We start from the raw sequence: 13,815 nt of genomic DNA, 5'->3' as shown, positions 1-13,815 counted from the left end.
TTCAATTGCCGGTGAAGTCGATCATCGGGCTGTTGGAATCCTTAGATAAGTAAGACTCAACAGTAAGTAACGCCAACACAGCACGTGCTTATCACACGCAAACTACGTGGGAGACCGGAAGGTTGTTAGACCACATAGCGTTAGGCGTAAGTCTAAAGGTATCTGATACAGATGCCCTCGCCACTTGGTGGTGAGAGACAAGCTCGGTACTTTAGTGCCGAGAATCATTGACATGGCAAGAATAATTGTAAAGTGTCATCAAATTGTAAATTGGTATTGCTGAGGTCCCATCATACCCAAGACACCAGGTAAAAATACGGGATAAATACTGTTACCATAAGCTGGGCCACTGGTATATCCCGTATTTTTTTGTTAAGGTAAGCCTAGACAATCAGCTCAACAGGAGGACGACAATGGCAGGCACGGATTTAATTATTTCAGATATTCATGGTCATTTCGACTTGTTGACCAAAATTGAAACTATCCCCAAGTTTACCGACTATCGCGTCGTCTTTTTGGGAGATATGATCGACCGGGGACCAGCTAGCTTGCAAGTATTGCGCTACGTTCAAAAAATGGTCCAAGCTCAAAGCGCAATTGCCATTCGCGGTGACCATGAGGACATGTTTTTAGGCTATTTGTCCCAGGACACCGCCGCCCAGCAATTGTATATTCAAAATGACGGCGCCACTACCTTACATGATATGTTAGGCGACGACTATATTGCCTATAACGTGCCCCACAACCAACAGCTCATCAAAAGCCGCTACGCCGACCTAATTTCTTTTATCGCTAGTTTGCCCTATTATTACCAAGATGATCACCGCCTTTATGTTCATGGCGGCATTTATCCCGAAGGCCTACAAGCCACCCCGGATTTAGCGAAATTATGGCTACGGGAAGATTATTGGTTTCAAGAACACGACTGGAGCTTCAAGCATGCGGCGGCGCTATTGAGTCGCAACCACGTCCCCGATTTTGGCCACAATCCCGTAGCCCAAACCCTGGTCACCGGCCACACCATCACCACCATGATCTATGGCCAATTGCCTAAAGACCAAGGAAAAATCACCCGTTATGGCGACCATCAAGCCGCGGTAGTGGCCGTTCAGTACAAGGGCGAATACCCCCGCGTTTTCATCGACGGGGGCAGTTACGTGTATCAAAATTTAAACGTCCTGCAACTGGGCACTGCCGGGGAAATCCAGGCCGTGTATCAGCTGAACTAAAGCCGGCAGGCCAGCCTAGGCTTTGAGGCTGGCGGACAATTGATGAATTGCCGCAATCATGGTTTTTTGAATAACGGCCGGTTCTTCCGGGTCAGCTTGGTCTAACCACACCCGCAGCGTGTTGGTGAAGCCGCCTAACTGAAAGGCCATGATGTAATTGACTTCCTTGGGTGTGCCTTGCAGATGCCAAGGGGCGATAAAATTACCATAGCGGGGGATGGCTTTACGTTGCCACACCGCTGTTAAATGATCGAATAAGCCTTGGCGAATTAATAAACGCACAAGGCTTTTTTGTTGCCACCAGAAATTAAAGAAGATGTTCAAAGTCGTGTCTAACATGGCTGCGGCGGGTTGCGGAGTTTGTTTGATCAAAACTTGGAAGTAGTCATCAAACAATTGATCACAAAAGAAATCCACCACCGCATTTTTATTTTTAAACAACCGATAAAAGGTCTTCCGAGATAAGTCAGCCTTTTGCGCAATTTCTGTAATGGAAATATCCTCAAAGTCTTCGGTGGCCATGAGTTCGATCAAGGCGTCACTGAGCCATTGTTTAGATTGTTGCACCATGCGTTGTTTGCCGTTCAATTTCATAAGTTGACCATCCTTTTTTTGAAATGACACAAAACCGGCCAATTTGTAGCACTTGTGGCCCAAGGCTTGTGTTTCATGATTACCCTCATTATACTGCAAAGTGGATTCAAAGGTAACAAGTGTGTCACATGGAAACATTTGTGTCACATCTACCAATGAAGTTTTCTAAGGAGGGTATTTATGTCACGTTTTGTAAAAGGGATTAGTTTTGTGGGTTTGACCATTGCCATGTTTATGGGGACCTTGGACAGTACCATCGTCAATATTGCCCTGCCTAAAATCATGACCCATTTCAATGCCAGTTTGACCAATACCAGTTGGGTCACCACGATTTATACTTTGGCCTTGGCCGTATTTATGATCACAGCTTCTAAAATTGCGGACCGCTATGGCCGTAAAAAAGTGATGTTGATCGGGTTGCTATTATTCGGTGGCTTTTCGGCTGCCTGTACGTTGGCCACATCCCTGGGGATGTTGATTGTCTTTCGTTTTTGCCAAGGCATAGGCGGGGCCATTATCACCCCCATCGTTTTGCCCATGGGTATTGAAGTTTTTGGCAAAACCAATATGGGCAAAGTAGCCAGTGCCGTGGGTGCTGTGACGGCCTTAGCCGCTGCGGGCGGACCCCCATTGGGCGGGATTTTGCTAGAGTATACTTCCTGGCGCTGGGTGTTTGGGGTCAACGTCCCCTTAACGGTGCTTGCCCTGATCATCATTGCTATCTGGGTCCAAGAATCCAAAGACAATACCCTGGCTGGGCACATTGATGTCTGGGGCACCTTGTTATTGACCCTGGGTCTAGGGGGCATCACCTTTGGCCTATTGGAAGGCCGGCAGTATGGCTGGAGTAGCCTGTTAATTTTAAGCAGTTTAATTGGTGGTTTTGTCGCCTTAGGGTTATTTATCGGTGTAGAAGCTAAGGTTAAAAATCCCTTGTTGGAGTTGGACCTTTTTAAGGAGAAGACCCTGAGCGCATCAAGTTTAGTTTATTTCATGACGGGCTTCGCTTTGGTGAGTCCCGCGTTGATCATGAATTACTTCTTGCAGGACGTGTTAAACGATACCGCTCTACAAGCCGCCCTCATTTTGATACCCGTTTCTTTAACTATTGTGGTGGCCATGCCTTTAGGCACCAGAATCCTATCCGCCAAAGGGGCGATTCCCGTGACCTTTGGGGGCTTGGTGATCATCGCCGGCAGCTTGTTAGCCTTGAGTTCAATTACCACCACCACGTCCAAAACAACCATGGTGCTCATCTTGATTCTTAACGGCATTGGCTTTGGCTTTGCCTCCGTCTCTTTAGTGGCTTCGGTGAAATATCTACCCCAAAATAAAAGCGGGATTGGTTCCGGCATCGTCAATGCGGCGCGGCAAATTGGCACCTGTTTAGGGGTAGCCATTCTGGTCACCACCTTGGACAACCACGTGGCCACCGCCAAAAATACCATTCGTCAAAACGGCATTGCCACTGTGACCAAAGCTAACTTGGCGCCAAGGGTGAAGAACGTGGCCAAAAACCAATTAACCCAAGTTTTCACCACTGGGGACAACGCTATTGGGGCCAAGGGGGGCCAAAGCCAATTGATCACCGCAGTTGCCAAAGCGGCTAAGGGGACGCAAGACTTACCCAAACCCCAGGGCAATTCAACAACAGCTAAACTTTATCGGGCCAGTGTCCGATTGCACCAAGGGCTAAGCCAAGTCCATAACGGTTCTCAGCGGTTAACCGCCACCATGATGGGCTTAGGGGCTAACCCCCAACGCCAGGCTGTTGCCCAACAATTGGGGACGGCCTCGGGCAAGATTACTGCCGGTACTGGTCAATTAGCCCAGAAACAACAGGCTTTTAGCACCGCCCTGCAACAACTGGCCCAAAAGCAAGTCTTGACTCGAGTTTTTACCACCATCAAAAAAGACAAAAACCAACAATTAAGCCAAGCCTTTAGCCGCACTTATTTGCTGAGTGCCCTGATTGTCCTGGTAATTTCACCCGTGGCTTTTTGGACGGATCGGCATAAGGTTAAAGCATCAAATTGAATGCAGAAAAAATCGAAATCATACCACTGCTAATAAACTGCGGTAATGATTTCGATTTTTTGTGTATTACGCTTTTTTAAAGCCGCTCTAATAGCGTTTCTTTTTCTTCTTGGCTTGTTTCCGGCGTTGCTATCTGCAATTATTTAAATTGCAGGTTATGTACAATTATAAAAAAAGCATCGACTTCGGTCGATGCTCAGGCGTTGCCCCCATTTAGAGGGTCGCTACGGCGTCATCCTCTAAAAAGAGGCGCGTCAATACCTATAATATAGCATATTTATTTAATTAATGTTTGTGTTTTCTTTGCAAGCGTTGGCGCCGCTTCCAAGCCTTTAAGGCCACCACTCGCCCAGAGGTTAGCTCTGATTGAGGTTGGTTGCCCTGGTTAGCCGCTTTTGGTTGTACGGTTGGTTCAGTGGCGGTGGCCGCTTCCCGCATTAAACTGCGCATCACCGTGGCCTTAGCCGGACTGTAATTGGCGTCATCTTGGGCCAATTCGATCATCTCTGGGGCCGCTTCGGCAATGGCCCGTTGGGTGCGGGCAACTAATTTAGGATTCAAATAACCCTGGGCAGCCGCAAAATCTAAAAAGGCGTGCAGTGTGGGCTCAATGTTGGCATAGTCAGCCTTATCAATGAACATATCCGCCACGAAAGTTCCTGTGAGGACGCCCTTGATGGCATATTTTGTCCAAGCCCTTGGGGTTTTATCAAACTGGCTATACGCTTTTTCAGCCAAAACGGTCACATAAGCCACCGCATCTTCGGCGGTAACGGTCTTGGGCACTTTGGTAAAGGCCGCGCTTTGAATAAAGGCGGCCGTCCAAGTGTCGATTTCTTGGCGCATTTTCTTAGGTAGTTCTTTTGGTGCTTGGTGTGCTGAACTTGTTGCAGGTGTTGCTAAAGTCGTTGTCATTCCAAATTTCTCCCATTTCCATAGCTAATAAGAAAAGTTTATCAGATATTAGGCCGGAAGTCTCTAAAACCCAGAAAATAATAAAAGGTGTATCGGTTTTACCCGGTACACCAAGAAAAAATTCCTTATATCTAACACATTACACTTTCAGAACCACCCGACCAGTATGCCGTTCCTCTAATAACTCATGGCCTTCAACGATGCCCGCCAAGGAAAATGGCAGGGTATAACCGATATTGACGCTTAATTTATCCTGGGCCAGCAGGGGCAATAAGGCTTTGAGAGCTTCTTGGTCGCTCAAGGCACTAGTAGGGCGAATATGGGTGAAGCTAATCCCCCGGGTCAACTCAGGGGTTTCGTGGGCCACGCTGACGATGGCCCCGCCAGTCTTGGTCATGGCCACATCGTCGGCACCGCCATTGCCATTCATGGCCAGGTTAAAGACAATGTCGCCTTTTTCCTTTAAAGCGTCGGCTAAATTCACCTGATCATAAGCCACGAAATTATCAATGCCTAAATCCGTAACTAGGGCTTCGTTTTTAGCGGCAGCAACCCCAATGACCGTGACACCCAATTGGTGCAGCAGTTGGGCCACCAACGCTCCCACACCGCCACTGGCCCCCTTGACGATCACGGTTTGACCAGTTTTGACCTTGGCAAAATAGTGAACGGCTTTATAAGCCGTAATGCCGGTGGTGATCAAGCCAGCGGCCACCACCGGGTCCACTCCCGCCGGCACTAAGGCACTGTTGGCCGGTTCAGCTAAGACCGCCGCGGCATAGGTGTGTTCACTGTGGGTCGCCACCAGTTGGCCCACTTTGAAATCATTTTTTAAATTGGCGCCAACTTCAGCGACCCGGCCCACGGCATCCCGGCCAGAAATTTGATAAGTTGTCCCGGCAAAGCTGCCCTGGGCCCGCTCGGTGCGTTCCCGATTATTTAAACCCACAGCCACAGTATCTAACAGTAATTCGTTGGCCCCCGGTTTAGGCGTGGGGATATCTAAAGCTTCAAAGACATCCGGACCACCACTATGACGATAACCAAATGCAAGCATACTAATTCCTCCATCCTTGTTACTCAAAGCTTAAAAACGTTTTCAAATAAAAGCAAGTAATAAGCTTGCAAAACGACGCTGATTATTCCATCATTGAAACCATAAGACTGTGAATTCAGGAGGAATAACGCCATGCAAGCCATTCATAATGTGATCTCAGATTTATCCCTTACGGAAAAAGCCAGCCTAGTTGCCGGTGACAAATTATGGTATACCCAGGCCGTGAAAAGTGCCGCCTTACCCCCATTGATGATGACCGATGGGCCTTCGGGGTTGCGCAAGCAAGCTGACAGCCCGGCAGGCGAAAACACCGGGCTAGGCAAAGCCGTTACGGCTGTCAGTTATCCAGCGTCAGCGTTAACCGCTTGTTCCTTTGATCGGCAACTGCTCTTTGAAGTGGGTAAAAATCTGGGCATCGCGGCCCATGCCAATGACGTGGGTGTGCTCCTAGGGCCCGGGGTCAATATTAAACGCAGTCCTTTAGCAGGCCGTAATTTTGAGTACTTCTCTGAAGATCCTTATTTAACCGGAGAATTGGGTACCCAATATGTCAAAGGGGTTCAAAGTGAAAACGTGGGGGTGGCGGTGAAACATTTCGCCGCCAATAATCGAGAAGATCAACGCTTCACCAATAGTTCGGAAATCGACCCCCGGACCTTGCGGGAAATTTACTTAGCGGCCTTTGAACGCATTGTGAAACAAGCTAATCCCGCCAGTATCATGTGTTCTTATAATAAATTGAATGGTGTCTTGAACTCGCAAAATAAAGCATTATTGACCACGATTTTACGGGAAGAATGGAACTTCCAAGGATTAGTAATGTCTGATTGGGGCGCTGTGGCTGACCATGTGGCGGCCATTAAAGCCGGCCTGGATCTGGAAATGCCCGGACGGGGGGCGGCCTCCACCGCTGAAATTGAAGCTGCCGTCAAAGCCGGGACTTTAGATGAAGCTATCCTAGACCGGGCTGTCCAGCGCATCTTGAATTTAGTGATGACCTATTTGCCGGCGAACTCTTCGGCGGATTTTTACGATTTAAATCAGCAACACGAATTTGTCCGCCGGGCTGCCGCTGAAAGCATGGTCTTGTTGAAAAACGACGAGGCTGTTTTACCTTTGACCCCTAAAGACAAGTTGTTAATCGTGGGGGACTTAGCTCAAAAGCCCCGCTACCAAGGTGGGGGCAGTTCTCACGTTAGCGAATATCAGATGGCTACCCCAGTGATGGCCGCACGCCGGGCCAATGCCCATTTTGAATTTCAACAGGGCTATGCCCTGGCTCAAACTGAGCCGGATGATGGCCTAGAAACCAAGGCTTTAGAAGCGGCTAAAAAAGTCGACAAGGTCATTGTGTTTGCCGGCTACCCTGAGGTCAAGGAATCCGAGGGCTTTGATAAAACCGATATCGACTTGCCCGCTAACCAAAATCACCTCATCGCCCAACTAACCGCCGTCAGTGCCCAGGTGATCGTGGTCTTGCAAAATGGGTCCGTGGTGACCATGCCTTGGCTAGACAAGGTCCAAGGGGTCTTGGAAACTTATTTAGCCGGTGAAGGGGTAGGGGAAGCCACCTTTGACGTGTTGAGCGGCAAAGTGAACCCTTCTGGGAAATTAGCCGAGACCTTCCCAGTACAATTAGCTGACAATCCTACTTACTTAGGCTTCAATAAGAATCCCCAAACTGAAGTTTATCGGGAAGGGCTATTTGTGGGCTATCGCTATTACGACACCAAACAAATCACGCCCCTGTTTCCCTTTGGCTTTGGGTTATCCTATACCAGTTTTGAATACCATAATTTAGCAGTACAAGTTGGCGATGACCATGTGACAGTCAGCTTCACCATTAAGAATACCGGCTTGCGGGCTGGTAAAGAAGTGGCCCAGATTTATGTGGCCAATCACACCAGTGCCATTGAAAAACCCCAGCAGGAACTAAAGCAATTTATCAAAGTGACCCTAGACCCCGGCCAGCAAAAAGCTGTGAGTGTGGACTTAGATCGCCGGGCCTTCAGTTGGTATAACGCTGACACCGCTGCCTTTCAAGTAGATAACGGTAGTTATGAAATTAAGGTGGCCGCCAGCTCAATTGATCCGAAGTTACAAAAGACCATTGACCTGCAGTGGACCCCGGTACAACAGCCTTTGGTCACCGGTGAAACTTATCTCAGTGATTTCTTGTTGCGTAGTGATAGCCAAGAACTCTTGCAACAGAGTAAACTAAAACAAGTGGTGGAAAGCCTCACCGCTGACAAAACCAATGTGGCCATGTTGACCAATATGCCACTGCGAGCCCTAGCCAGTATGGGGGCCCAAAAGCAGCGCTTACAACGTTTGTACAAGTTAGCCAATAATGAATGACCACGTGACAAGGGCCCTAAAAGTATGATAAAATAAATTTATAGTTAATTCAGATAACTAAATTAAAAATTATAACGCGAGCTAAGACCGGCCAATGACCCCTCTTTCCCCGCGTTATTTTTTGCAAAGGAAGTGAATTGTTTGAGTTTAAAAGCTTATACATTATCCCAAGAAGACATATTACACCAGTTGAATGTGGCACGGACCCGAGGTTTGAGTCAGGTCGAGGTGGATCGGCGTTTAGCCAAATATGGGCCCAACGAGTTGGCCCAAGCCCCGGAAGAGTCCAAATTAAAATTATTTTTCCACAGCTTTAAAGAACCAATTATCATTGTGTTGATGGTAGCGGTGGTGTTAGCCACCTTGAGTGCCATTTATGATTTTCAAGTGACCAAAAATTATAGCCATGGGGTAGCGGCTGTGTATGAAGCCGTGGCCATCGCCATTTTAATTTTTGTGAATGCCTTCATCGCTTTTTACCAAGCGAATAGCGCGCGAAAATCTTTGGCGGCCCTGGCCCAAATGTCCCATCACCAAATCAACACCTTGCGAGATGGGACTTGGGGACCGGTGGATACTACCCAGCTGGTACCTGGGGATATTGTCGCCGTGAAAATGGGGGACTTTATCGAAGGGGATGTGCGCTGGTTAAAAGTTGCCGAGCTGCAAGTCAATGAATCCCACTTGACTGGGGAGGCTGATGCCATCACCAAAGCCACCCAGGCCCTGGCTGAAGATACCCAACTGGGAGATCAGCAAAACATGGGTTTCTCCGGCTCCACCGTGGTCAACGGCAATGGTATCGGCGTGATCGTGGGTACCGGCATGACCACGGAGTTGGGTAAAATTGCCGACCTCATGACCAGCGCTGGCCAACAAAAGACGCCCATTGAGAAAAATATCAATGCCTTAACGAAAAAATTAATGTTAGTGGCGGGGGCCATTGTCCTCTTCACGATTTTATATGATGTGAGTAAAGAATTCCTGCGCAGCGGTACCTTGGAGTTAGCCAAAGTCCCTGAGATTTTGTCCAGTGCCATCGCTTTAGCCGTGGCCTCCATCCCTGACGCCATGCCGGTGGTCTTATCCATTGTCTTGACCATTGGGGCCACGATTTTAGCCAAAAACAACGGTTTGATCAAGTCCTTGAGCAGTGTGGAGACCTTAGGGGCCACCAGTTACATTGCTTCGGATAAAACCGGGACCTTGACCAAGAATCAAATGACCGTCACCAAATTTTGGGCCAATAACGCCACCTTTTCTGTAGAAGGGTTAGGCTACGACCCCTTGGGGGACATCATCCCCAACACCAATGACGCCAATTACCAACAGTTCCTCCAGGCCGCGGTGTTAGATAATGAAGCCGAGATCATGCAAGACGAGGATCAAAACTGGCAGCCTTACGGGAATCCCACCGATGTGTCCCTAGTGGTCTTAGCCGCTAAAGCCGGCATCAGCCGCAGTGAATTGCTGGAAAAAAACGATGATAATGACATCGATGTGGTCCGGGTCCTCCCCTTTGATAGCAAGCGCAAGATGATGAGTGTGGTCATTTTACGAGATGGGGATTACTATGTCATCACCAAAGGCGCCCCAGACGTGATTTTAAATCAGGCTGAGGGAATCATGTTAGATGACGAAATCAAACCGGTTGCCCGTTATACCAAAAAGTTTGAAAGTAAAATCTTGGAATTTGCCAACGATGCCTTAAGGACCATTGCCGTGAGTATTCGTAAATTAGACGAAGAAACCGCCCTCCATGGGGAAGTGGCAGCCTTAGAGCAGCAGTTGACCATTTTAGGGGTAGCGGGGATTATCGATCCTCCAAGAGAAGAAGTTAAAGCTTCTGTGGCTACCTTAAACAAAGCCGGCGTCCATGTGGTGATGATCACCGGCGACCACGCCGCCACCGCCCGGGCCATCGCCTATCAATTGGGCATTGTAGATGATAAAAACGCCCAGGTGATCGAAGGTAAAGAATTAGAACAACTATCCGACTCGGAGCTCTACGACCTGGTGCCCAACACTTTTGTCTATGCCCGGGTCTCCCCAGAGCATAAACAGCGCATCGTCAAACAACTCCAGGCTCATAATGCCGTGGTGGCCATGACTGGGGATGGCATCAATGACGCCCCCGCACTGCGGGCCGCCGACATTGGCATTGCCATGGGCATCAACGGCACCGAAGTCACCAAAGATGCGGCGGACTTAGTGTTATTGGATGATAAATTTACCACCATTGAGAAGTCCGTTTATGCGGGTCGCCGGATTTTCGCTAATATTCGTAACTTCATCCGCCAAGAATTAGTCACCAACGTGGCCGAAGTCTTGTCCCTGATATTCGGCGTTCTCTTGATCACCGTCCCCGTAGGTCAAATCACCGCCACGACACCCACCTTGACCGCTTTAATGGTTCTGTGGGTGAATATGATCAGTGATTCCCTGCCATCCTTTGCCCTGGGGTATGACCAGCCAGAAGGGGACTTGATGCAACAAGGCCCCCGGAACACCAAGCAGTCGATCCTAAAGGGGATGCTGCCTAGAATCTTCATCCGGGGTGGCGTCATGGGGCTGATGGTTTTCCTAGCCTTTTATTGGGCCGCCCTGCAAGGCATGACCATCCCCCAAGCCCAAACCATCGCTTTCTTGACCCTGGTCTTTGGTCAATTGTGGCACGTGTTTGATGCCCGCAGCAGTCACACCTTATTTTCAAGAAATCCCTTTGAAAATGGCCGCTTGAACATGGCCGTGGCCTTTGCCGCCACCAGTTCTATTTTAGTGACCTTGATGCCGTTCTTTAACGATGTCATGGGGACTGCACCCTTATCACCAATTCTATATTTAGCGGTTATCTTTATCCCGGCCCTGCCAACGTTCCTATTATCCGGGTTCAAAGTTATTTTTGACATCAAAGAAAATATCTAAGACACAAAACAAGCAGATTCCTGGAAGCTAGGGTATAGTTTCTATAAATCTACTTGTTTTTTTATTTTGGCGCTATAATGAATAACATATCATTTGTAGAAAAGAGTTGGGAAAATGAGTTTTGGGCAATTGACCAATCAAATCGTCATCATGTTTTGTTTGATGTTGGTGGGGGTTTTGATCAATAAACTGGGTTTCATGAAGCCACAAACGTCTACAGATTTAACGAATATTTTACTGTATTTTGTCTCACCCTGTTTGATCATCGGCGCCTTTCAGCAACAGTATTCGCCAAATCGGATGAAAATGTTGCTGCTGGTGGCGGCGGGCATCGGTATTTTTTACATCGTATCTATTCTGTTGGCCAAGCTGTTATTTGGCCGCATGGCAGATGCCAACTTGCGGCGCATTGCCCAATATGGCAGCATTTATTCCAACGCCGGTTTCATGGGTGTGCCGTTGATCAGTGCCTTGTTTGGCAGCAACGGCGTCTTCTTCGCCGTGGCCTTTTTAGCTGGGTTTAATATTTTCAGTTGGACCCATGGTATTAGTCTGTTTACCCCCAAAAAAGCCGGCCATCCTCTCGACAACCTCAAAGAAATTGTCCTCAATCCCAATATTATTGCCATCGTGGTGGGTCTAGTGATTTTCATGACTTCCTTTAAGTTGCCCAGTATTCCTAACCAAATCGTCCACTATGTGGCTTCCATCAACACGCCCCTATCCATGATTGTCATTGGCAATAGCCTGGCGGATATCAAGCTGACCAAACAATTGGTGGATAAACACCTATGGCTGGCCCTGATTGCCCGGAACCTATTATTTCCCCTAGCGGCAATTTTAGCCTTGCACCTCCTGGGGGTCACCGGGGTGGCCCTGTACACCACCGTGATCATGGCCGCTTGTCCCGTGGCCGGCGTGGTGGTGTTATTCACTTTGAAAATCCACGGGGATGCCAGTCCCGCCGTGGCTTTGATGAGCCTTTCCACCATTTTGAGCCTGGTGACCATTCCCCTGGTCTTTGCCGTGACTAATTTTTTATAGCTACAACTGATTACAAAACTGCGTTGGAGGTGCCATAAATTTCGCGCAGTTTTTTTAATGATTTTGCGTCAGTTGAACCTTGACAGAAAATTGAAAGGGTGTAAAATTCAATTTAGTTAGCCGGGTAACTAAATTTAAAGGGAGGGTTTGTTTTGGATAATTTCGATGCCTATGAGCGACCTGATGCGCAGCGGGTTGACTTAATGCGGCATGAATATAAGGATGCCGATCCAGAAACAGTTTTGACATTTATAAATTTTCAACATTGTTATCGCACAGTTGAAAATTTCTATGAACAAGTTTTGGCCCAGTATGGGTTATCGGAATCACGTTTTATCATTTTGATGTTTCTTTACCACAACCAAGATACTGGGTTAAGTCCTTCTGATTTAGCTGGTAAATTAGGGACTTCGAAAGTCACGGTCAGTAAATTGATTCGGGGGCTGCTGGTTGATCAATTGATTGAAAAAGCACCTGTACCTAGGGATAAGCGCTCATTTGTGGTTCGAATCACTGCAAAAGGGCTACAGTTACTGACCCGTTTTTTACCTGTTAATTTTCAAACCGTCAATCACTTATTTGCCAACCTCACCAGTGCCGAGCAAAAACAGCTAAATGTGTTACTAAATAAATTACTATTAGGAACCAAATCATAGACAGGAGATTATTATGGAACAAGCTAAAATTGATTTTTTAAAGTTATATTTAAGCCTTTATATTGACCACTTTACGGTTTTACAAGGATTAAAACAACCGAATTCACCATATGTTGTCCTAGACGTTCGAAATGCTCCGGCGCAAGTCAAAAAAGTTCAGATTAAAGGCGCATTACCCCTGGCCGCTAAGGATTTAACAGCCCATCTGGCTGAATTGGACAAGGCCAAGACTTATGTGGTCTACGACTGGACTGGCGGGACTATTTTAGGCAAACAGGCCTTGTTGACACTACTAAGCAATGGCTTTAAAGCCTTTGAGCTGGCCGGTGCCCTTGAAGGCTGGCAGGGGATGAAGTTACCCACTGAGCCTGTTACCGCTTAAGTCCGCTGTATAGCGGTCAATAGGTGGCTAAGCCATAATGACTTTCGTTGCCAGCGAACACATGGGCATGCTATGATTAAACTAGTGACGTAGTTTATCACAGCCAATCAACAGCGGAAGGAAAATGTGAATATGAAAAAATTGACCGATGAAATGAAGGAAATGATTCAGACACAATTACCTTTTTTAGCCACTACTAGTGCCAGTGGGCTCCCTCAAGTGGGTCCCAAGGGCTCGATCCATGTGTTAGACGATGAACATCTGATTTATTTCGAGCATACCTTTAGACATGCCTATGAAAATTTAACCAATAATCAACATGCGGCCGTGGCCGTGGCTGATCGCCCTAACCAAAAGGGCTTTCGTTTTGAAGGCACGGCCCATATCCATGAAAAAGATGACTACGCCAACGAAATTCTGGGTAAAACCAAGATCTTCGATCGCTTCCCCCGGGCTGCGGTGGTGGTCATTGATATAGAACGGATTTTCCGATTAGACAATAACTTGGAAGCCGGCACGGAAATTTTATAAAAATTAGACACAAAAAATCGTTAACCTGCGGTGAAGTGCCCTACAATTGTTAGACAAGAAGTCTAATGATTGTGGGGTATTTTATAT

The 13,815-nt window shown here is 47.6% G+C and carries 11 protein-coding genes; 8 read left to right on the top strand and 3 right to left on the bottom strand.

The genetic code is table 11. The annotated features are described in order from the left end of the window. The first annotated feature begins 413 nt into the window (after positions 1 to 413). On the top strand, positions 414 to 1,229 hold the full coding sequence (locus FC83_RS07775; RefSeq protein WP_052005107.1) for a metallophosphoesterase: 816 nt from the start codon (positions 414 to 416) through the stop codon (positions 1,227 to 1,229). 15 nt (positions 1,230 to 1,244) lie between these two features. Here FC83_RS07775 and FC83_RS07770 read toward each other — a convergent pair whose 3' ends face one another. Next, entirely contained in the window at positions 1,245 to 1,817 is a 573-nt protein-coding gene (locus FC83_RS07770; RefSeq protein ID WP_035456039.1) for a TetR/AcrR family transcriptional regulator, read from the bottom strand. Positions 1,818 to 2,003: 186 nt separating this feature from the next. On the opposite strand from FC83_RS07770, the gene FC83_RS07765 reads away from it, so the two are divergent. Continuing rightward, positions 2,004 to 3,860 (top strand): MFS transporter, encoded by a 1,857-nt coding sequence (locus FC83_RS07765; RefSeq protein ID WP_057002603.1) that lies wholly within the window; start codon positions 2,004 to 2,006, stop codon positions 3,858 to 3,860. Between the two features lie 285 nt (positions 3,861 to 4,145). Here the strand turns inward: FC83_RS07765 and FC83_RS07760 are convergent, their stop codons facing one another. Both FC83_RS07760 and FC83_RS07755 read right to left on the bottom strand, forming a co-directional pair. After that, positions 4,146 to 4,775, bottom strand: a complete 630-nt coding sequence (locus FC83_RS07760) for a hypothetical protein (RefSeq protein ID WP_057002602.1) — start codon at positions 4,773 to 4,775, stop codon at positions 4,146 to 4,148. 139 nt (positions 4,776 to 4,914) lie between these two features. After that, positions 4,915 to 5,832 (bottom strand): NADP-dependent oxidoreductase, encoded by a 918-nt coding sequence (locus FC83_RS07755; RefSeq protein ID WP_057002601.1) that lies wholly within the window; start codon positions 5,830 to 5,832, stop codon positions 4,915 to 4,917. Between the two features lie 132 nt (positions 5,833 to 5,964). Between FC83_RS07755 and FC83_RS07750 the strand changes: the two genes are divergently transcribed. The 6 genes from FC83_RS07750 to FC83_RS07725 all read left to right on the top strand — a co-directional run bounded on the left by FC83_RS07750 (position 5,965) and on the right by FC83_RS07725 (position 13,728). Next, the gene (locus FC83_RS07750) at positions 5,965 to 8,190 is read left to right on the top strand and encodes a beta-glucosidase (protein WP_057002600.1); all 2,226 of its coding nucleotides are present in this window, start codon (positions 5,965 to 5,967) and stop codon (positions 8,188 to 8,190) included. A 141-nt stretch (positions 8,191 to 8,331) separates the two neighbouring features. Next, positions 8,332 to 11,115 carry a cation-translocating P-type ATPase gene (locus FC83_RS07745; protein WP_057002599.1) on the top strand — a complete coding sequence of 928 codons (2,784 nt, stop codon included), beginning with the start codon at positions 8,332 to 8,334 and terminating at the stop codon, positions 11,113 to 11,115. Positions 11,116 to 11,229: 114 nt separating this feature from the next. Further along, positions 11,230 to 12,159, top strand: a complete 930-nt coding sequence (locus FC83_RS07740) for an AEC family transporter (RefSeq protein ID WP_035456032.1) — start codon at positions 11,230 to 11,232, stop codon at positions 12,157 to 12,159. Positions 12,160 to 12,311: 152 nt separating this feature from the next. After that, complete coding sequence (locus FC83_RS07735) at positions 12,312 to 12,815, top strand: MarR family winged helix-turn-helix transcriptional regulator (RefSeq protein WP_035456033.1); 504 nt, start codon at positions 12,312 to 12,314, stop codon at positions 12,813 to 12,815. 13 nt (positions 12,816 to 12,828) lie between these two features. Then, a complete protein-coding gene (locus tag FC83_RS07730; RefSeq protein WP_035456034.1) occupies positions 12,829 to 13,197 on the top strand; it encodes a rhodanese-like domain-containing protein in 369 nt (122 codons plus the stop codon). Positions 13,198 to 13,329: 132 nt separating this feature from the next. Continuing rightward, positions 13,330 to 13,728, top strand: a complete 399-nt coding sequence (locus FC83_RS07725; RefSeq protein WP_035456035.1) for a pyridoxamine 5'-phosphate oxidase family protein — start codon at positions 13,330 to 13,332, stop codon at positions 13,726 to 13,728. Positions 13,729 to 13,815 lie beyond the last annotated feature (87 nt).

Origin of the sequence: Agrilactobacillus composti DSM 18527 = JCM 14202 (genome assembly GCF_001436375.1) — a bacterium.
Classification (GTDB): Bacteria; Bacillota; Bacilli; order Lactobacillales; family Lactobacillaceae; genus Agrilactobacillus; species Agrilactobacillus composti.
Note: the sequence above shows the minus strand (reverse complement) of the source record. Positions and strands in the feature narration are given on the sequence as shown.

Bases quoted from the DNA above. Each gene is read 5' to 3' on its own strand.
- FC83_RS07725 (WP_035456035.1), top strand. From the start codon at position 13,330: ATGAAAAAATTGACCGATGAAATGAAGGAAATGATTCAGACACAATTA.
- FC83_RS07760 (WP_057002602.1), bottom strand. From the start codon at position 4,775: ATGACAACGACTTTAGCAACACCTGCAACAAGTTCAGCACACCAAGCA.
- FC83_RS07775 (WP_052005107.1), top strand. From the start codon at position 414: ATGGCAGGCACGGATTTAATTATTTCAGATATTCATGGTCATTTCGAC.
- FC83_RS07740 (WP_035456032.1), top strand. From the start codon at position 11,230: ATGAGTTTTGGGCAATTGACCAATCAAATCGTCATCATGTTTTGTTTG.
- FC83_RS07730 (WP_035456034.1), top strand. From the start codon at position 12,829: ATGGAACAAGCTAAAATTGATTTTTTAAAGTTATATTTAAGCCTTTAT.
- FC83_RS07755 (WP_057002601.1), bottom strand. From the start codon at position 5,832: ATGCTTGCATTTGGTTATCGTCATAGTGGTGGTCCGGATGTCTTTGAA.
- FC83_RS07750 (WP_057002600.1), top strand. From the start codon at position 5,965: ATGCAAGCCATTCATAATGTGATCTCAGATTTATCCCTTACGGAAAAA.
- FC83_RS07765 (WP_057002603.1), top strand. From the start codon at position 2,004: ATGTCACGTTTTGTAAAAGGGATTAGTTTTGTGGGTTTGACCATTGCC.